Here is a 16,644-nt window from a genome sequence, read left to right as displayed (position 1 = left end):
CCGACGCCCGCGCGGGACAGACTCGGGACATGACGACGCGGGTGCCGGACGACGGGCCGGACCACGGCCTGGACAGAGGCCCTGACGACGGGCCGGACTCCACCTCGCCCGTGGTGCGGGCTGTGGTGGGTGTGGTCGTGGGCATCGCGATCTTCGCGTTCGTCGGCGTGGTGGGGTACTTCGTCGTCGTGACGGTCGGCATCCAGTCCTGGGCCGACCAGCGGGACTCCTCCGCCGAGCGGTCGGTGGCGAGCGCCCCGGCGAGCACCACGGACGGCGCCGAGACCGGGCGGGAGACGACGCTCGACGCGTCGAACGAGGCGTACCGCCAGCGTCAGGGCACCCCCGAGCGCGACGCCGAGGCGGCCCGCTCGGTGCCCGCGGTCCGCGCCGCGCTCGACCCGGTCGCGGACGGCTCGGCGGTCGACGCCGACGAGGTCGCGACGGCGCTCGCCGCCGCGGGGTTCGAGACCGTGCAGGTCGTGGGCACGACGGCGTCCGGCGAGGTCGCGACGACCGTCGGCGTGGGTGTCGCCGTCCCGGGCGGCTGCGTGTTCGGGGGCGTCGCGCCCGACGCCGTGACGCTCGAGGCGGGCGGACCGATCGCGGACGGCGGCTGCCTGGAGATGCCCTCGCACTGAGCCGCTCGCCACCCGGTGCCCCCGTGCGCGCGGTGCCGGTGGGGTGCCGGCGGGGTGCCGGCGGGGTGCCGGCGGGGTGCCGGGGAGGACGCCGGGCGGGTCGATCTCGCGACCTGCGGCTCCACCTGGGTACGGTCAGCGGGGCGGGCGACGGGGCCCGCACGGCTGACGGAGGATGAGAGATGCGGATCGAGGGCGCGGTCGCGCTGGTGACGGGCGGGGCGTCGGGCCTCGGGCGCGCGACGGCGGAGGGCCTGGCGGCGGCCGGTGCGCGCGTCGTGCTCGCCGACCTCGCGTCGTCCGACGGCGCCACGGTCGCCGCGGGGCTCGGCGACGCGGCGCGGTTCGTCCCGACGGACGTGACCAGCGAGGACGACGTCGCGCGGGCCCTGGACGCCGCGGACGCCCTCGGTGGGGCGCGCGTCGTCGTGAGCTGTGCCGGGATCGTGCTCGCGCAGCGGGTCCTCGGCCGGTCCGGGGTGCACGCGCTCGACGCGTTCCGCCGCGTCGTCGACGTCAACCTCGTCGGCACGTTCAACGTCGTCCGGCTCGCGGCGGAGCGCATGCTCGCCCTCGACCCGCTCGGTCCCGACGGTCCCGACCCCAACGGCGAGGAGCGCGGCGTCGTCGTGCAGACGGCGTCGGTCGCGGCGTTCGACGGCCAGGTCGGGCAGGCGGCGTACGCCGCGTCCAAGGCCGGGGTCGCCGGCCTCACGCTCCCGCTCGCGCGCGACCTCGCGCAGCACCGGGTCCGCGTCATGACGATCGCGCCCGGGATCTTCCGCACGCCGATGATGGCGTCGCTCCCCGAGGCGGCGCAGGAGTCGCTCGGGGCGCAGGTGCCGCACCCGAGCCGGCTGGGGCGGCCCGAGGAGTACGCGCACCTCGTGCGCGCGATCGTCGAGAACCCGATGCTCAACGGCGAGGTGGTCCGCCTCGACGGCGCCATCCGCATGGCGCCGCGCTGAGCCGCAGGACCCCGGGGGCACGGGCCGCCCGGACGACGTGACCGCGGGCCCGCGCCCGCACGAGAGGAGAGGGACGATGCCGCCGTACACGACGGCGACCGACTTCCGGGCCGACCTGCTCGCCCGCGCGACGGCGGCGCAGCGCCGCGCGTCCGCGCGGCAGTTCCCCGGCGACGCCACGCTCGCCGGGGTGCGCATGGGCGACGTGTTCGTGCTCGCGAAGAGCGCCCTCGACCTGCCCGTCGACCAGATCGAGCTGCTGCTCGAGGACCGCGTCCACGAGGTGCGCGCCGGCGGGTGCTCGATCATGGGCAAGGCGGCGACCGCCCGTCGCGTGACGGTCGAGCGGCACGCCGAGCTCGTCGAGCTCTTCCTGCGCCGGCACGACCGCATCGACACCTGGGACCTCGTGGACCTCACCGCGTCGCAGGTGCTCGGGACGTGGCTGCTCGACCGCCCGCGCGACGTGCTCGACGACCTCGCGCGCGCGCCCGACTGGCCGCGGCGGCGCTCCGCCGTCGTCGCGACGGCGGCGTTCCTGCGGCGCGGCCAGGTCGACGACACGTTCCGGCTCTCCGCCGTGCTGCTCGACGACCCGGAGCCGTACGTCCAGAAGGGTGTCGGCTGGATGCTCCGGCACGCGGGCGACGTCGAGCCCGAGCGGCTGCGGGCGTTCCTCGAGGAGCGGGCCGCCACGATGTCGCGCGACGTGCTGCGCGCCGCCGTCGAGAAGCTGCCGCCTGCGGAGCGCAAGGAGTGGCTCGCGCGCTGAGCGCCGTGGTCGCTCTCAGCCTCGGGACGGCACCCGGCCGCAGCATGGCTCGAGCATCCGGAGCCCCTCGCGGCGGGAGAACCACACGGTGAGCATCACGGTGGCGCTGCCGAGGAGCGCCAGGTCGACGAGCAGCACGAGCGGCTCGATCGCGCCCTGCTCCATCGACGAGGCGCTGAACGGTGCGAGGAGGAACAGGAAGAGGTTGTTGGCGACGTGCACGAGCACGGCCAGCTCCAGCCCGCCCGTCTTCCAGACGAGGAACCCGGTGCAGAGCGCGAACGCCGCGATGCCGATCTGCCCCACCCCGTCGTACCCGTGGCCGACGACGAAGAACGGGACCGGCAGGACGATCCCCCACACGGGCGAGCGGAGCCAGGTACCGAGCATCTGCTGGGGCAGGCCGCGGAACGCGTACTCCTCCGCGGCGCACTGCAGCGGCCCGAGCAGGAGGATGCACCCGAGGCTCACGAGGAGGGCCGGCGTCACGGCGGGGGTCGCCAGGTCGGACGGCGGCCGGAGCAGGAACCCGCCCACGGTGACGACGCCGTAGAGCGGCACGACGAGCGGCACCGCGCTGCGGACGAGCCCCCACCGGAACCTCCCGGTCACCGAGTGGATCGTGCCGCGGCGTCGACCGCCCCAGCGCACGCCGAGCACGACGGCGGGCAGCAGGAGCGCGATGAGCCCGAGGCCGATCGCCCAGTCCAACGGGTTGAGCGGGTCGGAGAAGTCGTCGGTGGGTGTCGGCAGCCCGGGCCGGTAGGGCACCAGCACGGCGTAGGCGACCGCGACGACGGCGACCGGGGCGAGGAAGGCGAGGTAGACGAGCGCCGTCGCGCCGAACGTGGTGAGCGGGGTCCACCACCGTGCGGGGCGGACGTCGGCGCGCGCCGCCCGGTGGTACGGGAAGGTGGTCGCGGTCGTGCCGTCCGGTGCGGGCCGGGACGCGGGACCGGTGGGCAGCGGGCCGGGGAAGGGCGCCGTCGGGACGAGGCTCTCGTCGAGCGAGGGGTGCATGTCTCGAGCCTGGTCGAGCGGCCCGGCCCGGGGTATCGGTCATCGGTCTGATTTCCTGTCCGCACCCTGGGGGGTCGGGCTCCTGGGTGCCTACAGTGCTCCGGTGAGCATGTTCGCGCAGCGCCCGGCGTGGCGTCGGGTCCTCCGCGAGACCGGCCTCCTGGCCGCGGTCGCCCTGTCGGGTGCCCTGCTGTTCCTCGGCAACTTCGCCCTCAGCGTCGACACGCCCGGGGCGCAGGACGAGCCCGTGCGGTTCGCCGCACTGCTGTTCCTCGACCTCGCGTTCGGGGTCGCGGCATGGGTGGTCGTGCTCTGGCGTCGCAGCGCGCCCTTCCTCGTCGCCCTGCTGCTCGCCGTGCTCGCCGCCGTCTCCGCCGCTGCGGTGCCGGCGGCGCTCTTCGCGTTCGGGTCGCTCGCCACCCGCCGTCGGGTGCGCGAGCTGGCGACCGTCGCGGCGGTCTGGCTCGTCGGCGTCGTGGCGGTGACCGCCCTGGGGATCGACCTGGTCGGCGTCGCGCTGCCGTGGTGGGAGGTGGTGGCCGCGGTCGTCGCGACCGCCGTCGTGCTCGCCGTCGCGCTCGCCGCGGGCCTCGCGGTCGGCGCGCGGCGGGACCTCGTCGCCGCGCTGCACGAGCGGGTCCGGCTGACCGCCGAGGAGCAGCGCCTCGGCGAGGAGCGCGCGCGCCACCAGGAGCGCACGCAGATCGCCCGGGAGATGCACGACGCGCTCGCCCACCGCCTCTCGGTGACCGCGATGCACGCGAGCGTCCTGCGGCACCGGACGGACCTGGGCGCCGCCGACCGGGACGAGGCCGTCGCCGCCCTGCACGACAGCAGCCGCCAGGCGCTCGCGGACCTGCGCGAGCTCCTCACCTACGCGCGGGGTCCGAGCCGGTCGGACGACGACCGGCCCCAGCCGACCCTCGACCGGCTCGACGAGCTCGTGGCCGAGACACCGCTCGCCCGGACGGACTGCGCCGTCGACCTCGAGCGCCTGCCCCCGACCGTCAGCCGGCACTCGTTCCGGATCGTCCAGGAGTGCCTGACCAACGCCCGGCGGCACGCCCCCGGGCAGCGTGTCGACGTCGCCATCAGCGGCGCTCCCGGCCGCGAGCTGGCGATCGTCGTGCGCAACGCACTCGCGGGGCCGCGGGAGGGCGCGTCCCGACCGGGCCTCGGCGTCATCGGGATGCAGGAACGGGCGCGGGCCGTGGGCGGGTCCGTCAGCGTCCGCCCGGGCGCCGACGAGCACGTGGTCGCGGTGACGATCCCCTGGCCGGCCGCGTGAGCCGCCCGTCATCCGACGTCGTCCGGGTGGTCACCGTCGACGACCAGCCGGAGGTCCGCTCGGCGCTGCGCCTGATGCTCGGCGGCGAGCCCGACATCGCCGTGGTGGGCGAGGCGGTCGACGGGGACCACGCGCGCGACGTCATCGAGGCCTGCCGGCCGGACGTCGTGCTCATGGACCTGCGCATGCCGCGCTGCGACGGGCTGGTCGCGACGGCGCGCGAGACCGCGCTCCGGCCGGAGACGGCGATCATCGTCCTGACGACCTTCGACACGGACCACCACGTCGTGCGCGCCCTGCGTGCCGGGGCGTGCGGGTTCCTCCTCAAGGACGCGCCGCCCGACGAGCTCGCCCACGCCGTCCGCGCGGCGGCCCAGGGGCGGCCCGTCCTCGCGCCCGCGGTGCTGCGGCGGGTGATGACGCTCGCCGCCGAGAACACCCGACCGCCGGACAGCGCCGCGGTCGACGCCCTCGCGACGCTCTCCCCGCGCGAGCGCGAGATCGCGCGCGCCCTCGCCCGGGGGATGTCGAACGCGGAGATCTGCGCGGCGCTGTTCATCTCGCTCGCCACCGTGAAGACGCACGTCAGCCGGGTGATCGCCAAACTCGGCGTGGAGTCGCGGACCCAGGTCGCCGCCCTCGTGCTGCGGAACGACCCGGAGCACGAATGACCGCGGCGGGGGTTCCCGCGGTGGACCGGGCGGCGTACGGTGAGCGCACGCAGCCCGGACGCCCTGGCAAGAATCTCCCTTTCGCCTCTCTGCTGTGAAACTTTGTGCCACACTGGCCCCGTGAGCAGCAGCACGCCCGAGGGCCCGTGGGTCGTCGGGCTCGACGTCGGGGGGTCGGGGAGCCGCCTCCTCGCCCGTCGCCTGCCCGCTGCGGCAGGCTCCGGTGCGAAAGCGGACGACGTCGCGCTGACCGGCCGACCGGTCGCGATCGGGCCCACGGGGAGCGACGCCGCGGACGTCGTGCGCGATCTCCTCGACCGGCTCCGGGACGCGGTCCCCACCCTCGCCGCGGACGGCGTCGCCGCTGCCGCGGTCGGTGCGACCGGCCTCGCGTCCCTCGTGCGCGATCCCGCCGAGCTGCACGCCGCGCTGCGCACGGGCCTGCCGCCTGCCGAAGGTCTCGCGGTCGACGGCGACCCGGCCGTCCGGCCCGGCCCGCGCACCGCCGTCGCGGCCGACGCGCTCACCGCGCACCTCGGCGCGCTGGGTGGCCGTCCCGGCGCCGTCGTGGCGGTCGGGACCGGGGCGATCGCGCTCGGCACCGACCTGCGGACCGTGTGGCACCGCGTCGACGGGTGGGGCCACCTGCTCGGCGACCTGGGCTCCGGGTCGTGGATCGGCGCGCAGGGGCTGCGTGCCGCGGTCGCCGCGCACGACGGCCGCGACTCCGGCGGCTCGACGGCGCTGCTCGCCGCCGCCGTCGCGCGGTTCGGTCCGGTGCCGTCGTGGCCCGGGCAGCTCTACACGCGCCCCGACCGCGCCCAGGTGCTCGCGTCGTTCACGCCCGACGTCGCGGCCGCGGCCCGTGCCGACGACCCCGTCGCGCGGCAGGTCCTCGCGGGCGCTGGGGCCCACCTCGCGACGACGCTCGTGGCTGCGCTCGTCGACGGCGTCCCGCCGCTCGCCGCCGCGACCGGCGGGGTGCTGGGGATCGGCCCGCTGCTGACGGACGCGTTCCGGGCGCGGCTCGCCGTGCTGCGGCCCGACGTCGCGCTCGTCGACCCCGCGGGCACGCCGCTCGACGGCGCGCTGCACCTCGCCGCGCGCCTCGCGACCGAGCCGGGCTCCGTCGTCGGGCACGCACCCTGGCTCACGCTCGTGGACCACGCCGCGCCACCGACCGCCGCGCCACCGACCGCCCTGCCGCCGGGCGCGCCCGGTACCGCCCCGCAGCACCCGACCACCGCCGAGGAGACCCCATGACCGCCGACGGCCTCGTCCGCATCCGCCAGGCCCTGCCGAGCCTGCGGCCCGCCGAGGCGCGCATCGCCGAGGCCGTGCTCGCCGACCCGGCGGCCGTCGTGGGCAAGACGATCACGGAGCTCGCCGCGCTCGTCGGGACGTCGCAGGCGACGGTCGTGCGGTTCTGCCGCGCCGTCGGGTACGCCGGGTACCCGGAGTTCCGCATCGACCTCGCGCAGGCGACGAGCCGCCGCGCCGTCGAGCAGGAGCGTGCGAACGTCGCGCACGGCGAGATCGACCCGGACGACACGCTGCACGACGTCGTCACGAAGATCGCGTTCCACGAGGCGCGCACCATCGAGGAGACGGCGCGCATGCTCGACCTCGACGCGCTGGAGCAGGTCACCGCCGCGGTCGCGCAGGCGACGCGGATCGACCTGTTCGGCGTCGGGTCGAGCGGGCTCACGGCGCAGGACCTCGCGCAGAAGCTCCAGCGCATCGGGCTGCTGTGCTTCGCGTCGCCGGACCCGCACGTCCAGCTCCAGTCCGCGGCGCTGCTGGCCGAGGGCGCCGTCGCGGTCGGCGTCTCGCACAGCGGGCTCACCGTCGAGACGAACGACGCCCTGCGCATCGCGCGCGACCGCGGCGCGACGACCGTCGCGGTGACGAACTTCCCCGAGTCGCCGCTCGTCGAGCACGCGGACCTCGTGCTCACCACGACGGCGCGCGAGACGCAATTCCGGTCCGGCGCCCTGTCGAGCCGCATCGCGCAGCTCGCGCTCGTCGACTTCCTGTTCGTGCGCGTCGCGCAGCGCCTGTACGACCGCACGACCGCGAACCTGCGCGCGACGTACGAGGCCGTGCAGCCCCACCGCCTCGGCTACGACCGCCGGACGCGCCCGTGACCACCGTCGAGACGCCCGGCCTCGAGCTGCGCACGGACCTCCTCACGCGGGTCGCGCAGGCGCACGACGCGTCGCACTATCTCCTGCGGCCCGAGGTCGTCGTGCGCGCGCACGACCGCGACGGCGTCGTCGCCGCGATGCGCGAGGCCACCCGCCGCGGGCTGCCGGTGACGTTCCGGTCCGGCGGCACGAGCCTGTCCGGCCAGGCGTCGGGCGCGGGAGTGCTCGTCGACACGCGCACGCGCTTCACCCGGGTCGAGGTGCTCGACGGCGGCGAGCGCGTGCGCTGCGAGCCCGGCGCGACGCTGCGGCTCGTCAACGCGCACCTGCTGCGGCACGGGCGCCGGCTCGGCCCGGACCCGGCGAGCGAGATCGCGTGCACGATCGGCGGGGTCGTGGCGAACAACTCGTCGGGCATGTCGTCGGGGACGGCGCGGACCGCGTACCGGACGGTCGAGGCGATGACGGTCGTGCTCGCGAGCGGGACGGTCGTCGACACGGGCGCGCCCGACGCCGACGCGCGCCTGCGCGCGGCCGAGCCCGCGCTCCACCGCGGGCTCGCGGAGCTGCGCGACCGCGTGCGGGGCAGCGCCGCGATGCGCGCGGAGATCGAGCGCCAGTTCGCGATGAAGAACACGATGGGCTACTCCGTCAACGCGTTCCTCGACCACGACGCGCCCGTCAAGATCCTCGAGCACCTGCTCGTCGGGAGCGAGGGCACGCTCGGGTGGGTCGCCGACGTGACGTTCCGGACGGTGCCGCTCCTCGCGCACGCCGCGACGACCCTCCTCGTGCTCGACTCGCTGGAGCACGCGACGGACGCGCTCGTGCCGCTCGTCGCGTCGGGCGCGGAGGCGATCGAGCTGCTCGACGCGGCGTCGCTCCGCGTCGCCGCGGCGGACCCGGCCGCCGACCCCTCGATGCGCTCGCTGGCCTCCGGGGCGGGCATCCACCGGCAGACCGCGCTCCTCGTCGAGTACCGCGCGGCGACCCCCGACGGTCTCGCGCCCTTCCAGGAGGCGGCGCGCGACGTCGTCGGCTCGCTCGCCGGATCCCTCGCCGTCCCCGCCGCGGTGACGACCGACGCCGCGACGCGCGAGCGCCTGTGGCGCGTGCGCAAGGGCCTGTACACCGCCGTCGCGGGCGCGCGGCCCGCGGGCAGCACCGCGCTGCTCGAGGACGTGGCCGTCCCTGTCGCCGACCTCACCGCGACGGTGCGCGACCTCGGCGCGCTCTTCGAGCGCCGGGGCTACGGCGACGCGGTGACGTTCGGGCACGCCAAGGACGGCAACCTGCACTTCATGATCACGCCGCGCCTCGGCGACCGCGCCGAGCTCGACCGGTACGCGGCGTTCAGCGACGACCTCGTCGACCTCGTGCTCGGCCACGGCGGCACGCTCAAGGCCGAGCACGGCACCGGCCGCATCATGGCGCCGTTCGTGCGGCGTCAGTATGGCGACGAGCTCTACGCGGTCATGCGCGAGGTCAAGCGGCTGCTCGACCCGCACGGCCTGCTCAACCCGGGCGTCGTGCTCACCGACGACGACCACGAGCACCTGCGCAACCTCAAGGTCGAGTCGTCGGCGGGCGGGGACGACGCGGCGCTCGTCGACCGCTGCGTCGAGTGCGGGTACTGCGAGCCGGGCTGCCCGTCGCGCACCGTGACGACCACGCCGCGCCAGCGGATCGCGCTGCTCAAGGAGATGGCCGCCGCGCCGCCCGCCGAGCGGCGCGAGCTCGAGCGGCAGTACGCCTACCAGGGCGTCGCGACGTGCGCCGCGGACTCGCTGTGCGTCGAGGCGTGTCCCGTGGGCATCGACACGGGCGTCGTCATGAAGGGCCACCGCGCGCGGTCGCAGCCGCGGCTCGTGCAGCGCGGGGGAGCGGCCGCCGCCGAGCACTGGGGGACCGTCGTCACGGGCCTGCGCGCCGCGCTCGGCGTCGTCGAAGCGCTCCCGACGCCGCTCGTGCGCATCGCGTCCGACGTCGCCCGCGGGGTCGTCGGGACGGACGTCGTCCCGCGCGTCGACGCCGACCTGCCCGGCCCGGGGCCACGCCGCGGGACCACGGCCGTCGTGCCCGACGGCGGCGCCACCTCCGCGCGCGCGGTGCTGTTCGCGTCGTGCATGGGCGAGCTCTTCGCGCCCGCCGGGGCGGGCCTGCCCGCGGGCGCGTGCGGCGGGGACGGCGCGAGCCGCCCGGTCGGGGCCGAGGCCGCGTTCCGGGCGCTGTGCGAGCGGGCGGGCGTCGGGTTCGTGGTCCCCGACGGGATCGGCGGGCTGTGCTGCGGCACCCCGTGGTCGTCCAAGGGCCTGCCCGACGGCGCGGCCGCCATGGCCCGCAAGGTCGTGGACGCGCTGTGGGTCGCCACGCGCGAGGGCGAGCTGCCGGTCGTGTGCGACGCGTCGAGCTGCACCCACGGCCTCGCCGAGACGGCGCGCCACCTCACCGGGACGGACCCGCGCGACGAGCGGACGCGCGACCGGTTCGCCCGCCTGCGGGTCGTCGACGCCGTGACGTTCGTGCGCACCGACGTGCTGCCCGGCCTCGCGGCCCGCGGGGTCGACGTCGCGCGGGCGGGGGACGTCGTCGTGCACCCGACGTGCGCGACCGTGCACCTGGGCGCCGTGGACGACCTGCGGGCCGTGGCGGAGGCCGTCGCCGAGCGCGCCACCGTGCCGACGGCCTGGGGCTGCTGCGGGTTCGCGGGCGACCGGGGGATGCTGCACCCCGAGCTCACCGCGGGCGCGACGCGCGCCGAGGCGGACGAGGTCGCGCACCGCGCCGGCACGCTCCCCGAGGGGCGCTTCGACGCGTACGTGTCGAGCAACCGGACGTGCGAGATGGGCATGTCGCGCGCCACGGGCAAGGACTACGTCCACGTGCTCGAGCTCCTCGAGGCGGCCACGCGCCCCGGCGCGACCGTCTGAGCCGCGCGCGGTCGCGCCTCGGTCGGCGCGCTCGGCGCGGTCGCTGCGACGCGGGGAGGCGGCAGACCGCTCGTCGTGGTGCATAGGGAGAGCTGACCGGTGGACGCCACCGCCGGCACGCCCCCAGGAGGACGACCGGATGGACGGCATCACCGCGATCGCGCAGCGCGTGGCTGCCATCGAGGCGACCCTCAGTCCCGCCCGCACCGTCGACGTCCGCACCGTCGACACCCGCGCCGCGGACGCCGTCGCGAGCGGCTCCGGCGCGCGCTTCGACGAGCTCCTCAGCACGGTGCTGGCGGGCTCGACCGGCACCGGCAGCACCGCGGTGGCGGGCGCGACCGGTCCCGACCGGACGCGCACGGTCGACGGCGTCCCCGGCGACCTCGCGGCCTACGGCAACGGGAAGATCCCCCGGACCGCCCTGCAGGAGGTCGGGACGACCGGCCACCGCCTCTGGGCGCCCGCGGGCCAGGCGCTCGAAGGCCTGCTCGCCGAGGCGGCGCGCGACGGCGTCCGCATCGGCATCACGGACTCCTACCGGTCCTACGACGCGCAGGTCGACGTCGCCGCGCGCAAGGGCCTGTACTCCCAGGGCGGGCTCGCCGCCGAGCCGGGGACCAGCCCGCACGGCTGGGGCATCGCGGTCGACCTCGACCTGGACGACCGGGCCCAGGCGTGGATGCGCACCAACGGCGGCCGCTTCGGCTTCGTCGAGGACACCCCGCGCGAACCGTGGCACTGGGTGTACCGGTCCTGACCGCGGGGCCCTCCTGCAGCAAGGAGTTCCGCGGCGCCTCGCCGCGTGGTCGACCACGGTCGACCTCGTCGCACGAGCAGGCCCTGCTCGCCGCACCCGCGAGACGCGCAACGCGTGACGGCTCGGGGTCCGACCGGCGCTTCGGGGTACGTGACGACTCCTGAACCCGAGCACGCTGGAAGCGAGTCGATGGTCACGGGTGTGTGCTCGTGCGTAGCGTGCGGGGAGGGCTAGGTACGAGCGAGCCGACTCGAGTACGGCCGTGTACTGGGCCCGGGGCGTCGCTGCCGGGCGCGGACCGACAGGCACGTAGCGCGGCCGAGATGCGCACCGACCAGCCCTGCCATCTGCTCGCGCTCAAGGTGCGTGGGCGCGCCAGCGCGAGCCTGGACGAAGCCGAGTTCGTGCGACGCATGCGCCGCGTCGGATTCCTGGTTCGCGGACGGGCGCGTGGACGTCGTGACGGGCTACTCGGTGGCCGAGCGACCCGAGGCCGGCGAGCGTCCGATCTGGTACGGCGGCGGCCACCTTGCCCGCGACCTGTCCCTGCCGCGGCTGCGTGACGGGTGGCCCGACACACCGGCCGGTGCCAGTGACGCGGCGGCCGAGTGGAATGCCGCCAAGCGCGGCCGGCGGGCCGTGTCCGCGGGTCGCGAGACGGCCGAGCCGGACCCTGAGGTGTGGGCCAAGCAGCACGATGAGCTGCGTGCGCTCGTCGACCGGTTGCGGTCGGTCCCGGTCGAGGATCGGGACATGTGGGCGACCGTTGCGCGCCAGACCGCGGGCGCGTTCGCCGCGTGGTCGAACGCGACCGAGGAGACGCCTGGCGACCTCGCGGCGGCTGCCGACGCGCTGTCGCGTTCGGCTCAGACGCACCGGCGCACGGTGCGCCCGGACAAGGTCGGCACGGTCGCCATCTCTGGTGCGGCGATGCTCCTGGCGAGCGCGGCCCGCGGCGGGCAAGGAACCGTCGCGCAGGCAGCGATGATCCGCCAGCTGCTCCGACTCACCCAGGCCGTGCACGGGGCCGCCGTCGCGGCCCAGCAGGAGCGGCACGCGCGCCTGCTCGCCGCGGACACCCGTGCACGGCTCGTGCGCGTGCGCGAGGCCCTGCCGAGCCTGACGCCGAGCGGCGACGCCGCGGCGACGGTCACCGCGCCGGCGCCGACCACGACAGTGCTCGACCGGGACGCGCAGGCCGTGCTCGACAGGCTCATCGCAGGGCACACGGGCGCGAGCACCACGGACGGCACACGGTCCAGCCGGGCGCAGAGCGCGGCCCGGAGCGATAGAAGGGGGCGAGTCATGGCCGAGGAGAGCGACGGCATCGAAGAAGCGTTCGAGGGCCAGCTGCGCGTGCTGGTCACCGCGGCCGGGCAGGTCGGGGAACGCATCGCTCGGATGCGTGAGGAGGCGCTGCGCCGCGCGCAGGCACGCAGCGAGCAGCAGGCTCGCGAGTTGCAATCCCGGTTCGAGGCCGAGCGGCGTGCCGCGCGCGTCGAACTCGGGAACATGTACCGGTCGGACTGGTGGGACCGGACCTCCGCGGAACAGGTCGCCCAGACGTATCAGGTCGCCAGGGCGTGGGCGCGTGAGGACCCGGACGCGGTGCGCGCCGAGGAGCACATGCGCACCGAGATGCGCATGCGCTACGGCCTGGACCCCGACGGCCTCGCGGAGCGGGCGGCGCGGGCCGAGCGCGACGCCCGCACGCCCGGGCCGCGGTTCGAGGCCCGTGACGAGCTCGTCGGATCGCAGCTGGCCCGCGCGCTCACGAAGGACGACGCGTTGGAGATGATCGACCGCCTGCAGGCGGACGCCGACCTCGGACCGGTCGGGCGCGGCGGACTGCGTGACGTGCAGGCCTGGAAGGGCACGGATCCCGACGTCGATCTCGCGATCGCGTCGAAGTTCCCGCACCTGATGAGTCCGGCGGAGCTCGTTGCCCTGGCGGCCGCCGAGAAGGAGCGCCACCGCGCCGCGGCGGAGCACGCCGAGGCCCAACGGCTCATGCAGCAGGCCGACCGCGAGGACCGGCTGGCGGACCAAGCGCGGACCGCCGCCGAGCACGAACCGGACCCCGACGAGCGCGCGGGGGCGGCCTCCGAAGCAGCCCAGCGGGACGCGTTCGGCGACCGGGGACGCGAGGACGGGCGCGCCACGTACGACAGCGCCGAACGCCGCGCCGCCACCGCCAGCGAGCTACGCGCCAAAGGCATCCCAGGCGACGTCGTCGACACCCGGATCCGCGCCGACGTCAGCCAGGCCCGGCCGGCAACGGACGCCGTGGCGGCCAGGACCGCGGGCCGTAGCCCGAAGGCACGCAAGACCCGCGACCGCGCGATTCTCGCCCAGCGCACGGGACTGGATCGGTAGCGAGCGGAGACGGTCGTGATCGGCCTGGTGGCTTTGAAGGCTGCCGGAGGTGACGGTCTGAAAAGGTGAGGGTTCTACGAACATGGGCACTTTGCGCGCTGATCACGTCCAGGATGGGTTCGTGTCAGAAGGTGCGTCCTCCGAAGTTTCCACCGCTCGGCTTCTTCGGCGTCGTCTCTACCGCACCGGTCTCCATCTGCTGTTACTCGTCTTGGCTGGGACGATAGCGACTGCAGGGTTGTTGCTCGCCTATCGAGCTTACAGCGAACTCGGCTATGCGCCGGTGAACGCCGAGGAAATCCCCGACTCCGGGCCCGCCTTCTCGGCGGCGCGTGACGCCCTGGAACCGCTCCGGAGCATGGATGGGGTGGAGACTGTCGAGGTCTGGGCGGTCCACGTCACAGATCAAAGCGGTCGGCCCACGCTTGACCATCCTTTCGTGGAGGCACACGTCACGGTCGACTCCTGGACCTCGACCGGCGCAGCCGGAGTGCTCACCGCCGCATACGACGCGTCGAGCGACGCATGGCCCGAAGCCGATCTGCGAATCACCGTCAGCGCGCAAGGGGCGACGGTGCAGGCCTACTCCTCATCGGCTCTCACGCCGGAGGGAGCCCTCGCCTTGATGAAGGTCGCTGTCACCGATGACATCGACGACGCAGTCAGGATCGCCACGGAACCGCTTGCCCGACTTCGCGATGACCGGAACTCGATGCAGGCCACCGTGAACGTCGGTGCCAATGGAGACCGGACCGACGTCGAGAGCATCTGGCGCGAGCGGCTAAACCTGATGACGGGTGCTCCGGTTGACTTGCTGGTCCTGTAGCCCTCCGGGGACCTCGTCTCGGAGTCCTTGCCCGCTGGGCGCAGCACTGGTGCGATGTTGGACACCGAGCGCAGCGGCGGCGAGGAGATCCCCGCCGCCGCTGCGTCCCCAGCGCTAGGAGGCGTGGGAGGCGATCTTCTCTGCGAAGGCCTGCGCGGCAGCCTCGTAGGTCGACAGCGGAACAAGCTCAGGCAGGACCTTCGGCTCGCCCTCGCTGAGGACCAGAGCGTACGTCGCTACAGCGAGGGTGCTCTGCTCAGGCGCGCCGGAACGCATGTTGGTGAACAGGTAGTTGGCGGCCGCAAGCAGATTGGCCTGTGTGCCGAAGCGACGCGTCCTGAAGGCGCTGAACCGGTTTGTGGTCGCTGACGGGCCACCGTAGGTGAGATGCCGGGCGACGACCGCTGCGAATGTCTCACCGGTGTTCGCGAGGACATCGCTCGCGATGTTGACGGAGTCGGCGTCCTGGCACAGGTCCGTGATCCCGAAGAGTGTGTCGCTATTGGTGGTAGGTGCACCGATGAACCTCCGGTAGAAGTCCAGCGCACTCTCGTTGGGGTTTGCGTGGCGGTAGTAGCTGGAGATCACGGACGCCAGGTCGCCGGCCCACGAGGGGATGTCCGAGATATGTGCCGTTGCGCTGGCCGATGGGACTGCAGCCCGCGCAAGGTACCCCTCGATGGCGACGAAGAGGTGAGCGGCGTCGAACGGTGATCCGAGAACCACGCCGTCCTGCGAAGGGTCCGAGTAGATCGGCACCTCGGAGACGTTCTCGTTCGCACGTCGGGTATCGACATAGGCCGTCCAGTCGTCATCGATGACGTCGACAAGCGCGTCGAAATTAACATCATCGTACTGGAGGCGACGGACATACTGGCACACGAGTCGAGCTGCGCTCCGCGATGACACGTGTGTCGACAGGTAGTCGGCTGCGGCCATCTCGAGCCAGTTGATGTAGGCGATGAAGTCCGCGTTTCCCGGCGTGTTGACTGCCACGGTGTGGTCGAAACCGTGGTCTCGCCCGGACTTGATGTTCTTGTCCAGCGGCAGGCCGGTGGTGACGGTGTACTCGTAGATCTGGTCGAAAGCCCAGTTGGTCGGCAGGGTGTATCCCAGATTGCCGCTGAACCCGGTCGACATGCCGGCGACGAAACTGTACGCCGCGAGCCCCGCGTCGGTCACTGTCTGGCACACATTCCGCGTGCCGTAGACTCCCGCCGTGTAACGACCACCTCGACTCTCCAGTGCGGCAGCGACCCCACGGAAGTGGGGCAGAACAGCAGCGGAAATTTGGTCGTCAGTGGGATCGAAATCGACTGCAAAGTAGACGGTGGTGCCCGGCGGGATCCCGTGGCCTTCTGCAGCGGAGTCGGCGCGCAGGCCCGCTTCGAATCCCTTGCCGAAAGTGAAGTTGGCGACGCTGCTGCCGACTTCCTGGTAGATCGGGTAGACGCTGAGTCCGGCGTTAAAGATGGTGTTGAGCTCGCCGGGCTTGATTTCCTTGTCGAGCGGGTTGGCTACGCGAGCGTTGGTGAGGTATCGCCCGATCGTCTCGTATCCGAGGTTGGACAGGATGGAGCCAAACGTCGGGGTGATCTGGACGCGGGTGTCGCATGCGGTTCCGAGGCGGGTGGGGTCACCGTTGGAAACGAGCAGGGAGCACCACGTGGGGTAGTCGGCATTGCCGTTGACGTCGAGCTTGCAGAAGTCTTGGAAGGATTCGACGACGGCGGAGTCGCTGGCGGAGAAGTTGGAGTCGAACGGGACCTGGTACTTGTTGAAGATCAGGGCCCCGTGGAACAGGCGAACCCACTGGCTGCCACCGGAGTCCTGGGCGCCCTGGTTGAAGGTTCCGTTGTCGCGGACCCCGTCGCGGGTACCAGGACCGAAGTTGCCGTTGGCGGTGGCGTCGGTCATGCCGATCTCGTACTGCAGCGCGTACACGAGTGCCTTTTGGGTGTTGCGGGAGTACAGGCCGTCGCACGGCATAACGAAGAAGTTCTGCCGGGCGAGGTAGGTGGCGTTGAGCCACTGCTGCACGTGCGTGCTGCGGACGTTCCGCCGGGGAGCAGGACGTAGGCGTCCATGGTCAGCAGGCCCTGGGACTGCTGCAGGAACGGTTGACACGGGGTTAGTGGTGATCATGCCGCCTGGGCGGTGAAGGCGAGCTCGTACTCGACCGGGGTGAGCTTGCCGAGGGCACGCTGGCGCCGACGCCGGTTGTAGGTGCGTTCGATCCAGAACA

Annotated in this window: 13 protein-coding genes; 11 read left to right on the top strand and 2 right to left on the bottom strand. The window is 73.9% G+C overall.

Features of this window, described 5'->3' with window-relative positions:
* The first annotated feature begins 29 nt into the window (after positions 1-29).
* The 3 genes from ACZ4MO_RS13515 (at position 30) to ACZ4MO_RS13505 (ending at position 2,381) form a co-directional block, all read left to right on the top strand.
* Complete coding sequence (locus ACZ4MO_RS13515; RefSeq protein ID WP_175009496.1) at positions 30-641, top strand: DUF6993 domain-containing protein; 612 nt, start codon at positions 30-32, stop codon at positions 639-641.
* Positions 642-823: 182 nt separating this feature from the next.
* On the top strand, positions 824-1,609 hold the full coding sequence (locus ACZ4MO_RS13510) for an SDR family NAD(P)-dependent oxidoreductase (RefSeq protein ID WP_175009497.1): 786 nt from the start codon (positions 824-826) through the stop codon (positions 1,607-1,609).
* Between the two features lie 76 nt (positions 1,610-1,685).
* Complete coding sequence (locus ACZ4MO_RS13505; RefSeq protein WP_175009498.1) at positions 1,686-2,381, top strand: DNA alkylation repair protein; 696 nt, start codon at positions 1,686-1,688, stop codon at positions 2,379-2,381.
* Positions 2,382-2,396: 15 nt separating this feature from the next.
* On the opposite strand, the gene ACZ4MO_RS13500 is transcribed toward ACZ4MO_RS13505, so the two are convergent.
* A complete protein-coding gene (locus ACZ4MO_RS13500) occupies positions 2,397-3,401 on the bottom strand; it encodes a CPBP family glutamic-type intramembrane protease (RefSeq protein WP_175009499.1) in 1,005 nt (334 codons plus the stop codon).
* A gap of 109 nt (positions 3,402-3,510) precedes the next feature.
* Between ACZ4MO_RS13500 and ACZ4MO_RS13495 the strand changes: the two genes are divergently transcribed.
* The 8 genes from ACZ4MO_RS13495 (at position 3,511) to ACZ4MO_RS13460 (ending at position 14,399) form a co-directional block, all read left to right on the top strand.
* On the top strand, positions 3,511-4,689 hold the full coding sequence (locus ACZ4MO_RS13495; protein ID WP_255437322.1) for a sensor histidine kinase: 1,179 nt from the start codon (positions 3,511-3,513) through the stop codon (positions 4,687-4,689).
* On the top strand, positions 4,686-5,360 hold the full coding sequence (locus ACZ4MO_RS13490; protein WP_175009501.1) for a response regulator: 675 nt from the start codon (positions 4,686-4,688) through the stop codon (positions 5,358-5,360). Before ACZ4MO_RS13495 ends, ACZ4MO_RS13490 begins: the two co-directional genes overlap by 4 nt.
* A gap of 120 nt (positions 5,361-5,480) precedes the next feature.
* Complete coding sequence (locus ACZ4MO_RS13485) at positions 5,481-6,623, top strand: BadF/BadG/BcrA/BcrD ATPase family protein (RefSeq protein WP_186810464.1); 1,143 nt, start codon at positions 5,481-5,483, stop codon at positions 6,621-6,623.
* Positions 6,620-7,507, top strand: a complete 888-nt coding sequence (locus tag ACZ4MO_RS13480; RefSeq protein WP_021482220.1) for a MurR/RpiR family transcriptional regulator — start codon at positions 6,620-6,622, stop codon at positions 7,505-7,507. The genes ACZ4MO_RS13485 and ACZ4MO_RS13480 overlap by 4 nt, the downstream gene beginning before the upstream one ends.
* The gene (locus tag ACZ4MO_RS13475; protein WP_175009503.1) at positions 7,504-10,437 is read left to right on the top strand and encodes an FAD-linked oxidase C-terminal domain-containing protein; all 2,934 of its coding nucleotides are present in this window, start codon (positions 7,504-7,506) and stop codon (positions 10,435-10,437) included. Before ACZ4MO_RS13480 ends, ACZ4MO_RS13475 begins: the two co-directional genes overlap by 4 nt.
* A 139-nt stretch (positions 10,438-10,576) precedes the next feature.
* Positions 10,577-11,197 carry a M15 family metallopeptidase gene (locus ACZ4MO_RS13470; RefSeq protein WP_061269404.1) on the top strand — a complete coding sequence of 207 codons (621 nt, stop codon included), beginning with the start codon at positions 10,577-10,579 and terminating at the stop codon, positions 11,195-11,197.
* Positions 11,198-11,647: 450 nt separating this feature from the next.
* Complete coding sequence (locus ACZ4MO_RS13465) at positions 11,648-13,573, top strand: hypothetical protein (protein WP_186810465.1); 1,926 nt, start codon at positions 11,648-11,650, stop codon at positions 13,571-13,573.
* A 121-nt stretch (positions 13,574-13,694) separates the two neighbouring features.
* Positions 13,695-14,399 carry a hypothetical protein gene (locus ACZ4MO_RS13460; protein WP_175009504.1) on the top strand — a complete coding sequence of 235 codons (705 nt, stop codon included), beginning with the start codon at positions 13,695-13,697 and terminating at the stop codon, positions 14,397-14,399.
* A 114-nt stretch (positions 14,400-14,513) separates the two neighbouring features.
* On the opposite strand, the gene ACZ4MO_RS13455 is transcribed toward ACZ4MO_RS13460, so the two are convergent.
* Positions 14,514-16,439 (bottom strand): glycoside hydrolase domain-containing protein, encoded by a 1,926-nt coding sequence (locus ACZ4MO_RS13455; protein WP_186810466.1) that lies wholly within the window; start codon positions 16,437-16,439, stop codon positions 14,514-14,516.
* Positions 16,440-16,644: the final 205 nt, after the last annotated feature.

The sequence above is a fragment of the Sphaerisporangium cinnabarinum genome, assembly GCF_055567015.1.
The sequence above is the reverse complement of the archived record's forward strand: the minus strand, read 5'-3'. Positions and strand labels throughout refer to the sequence as shown.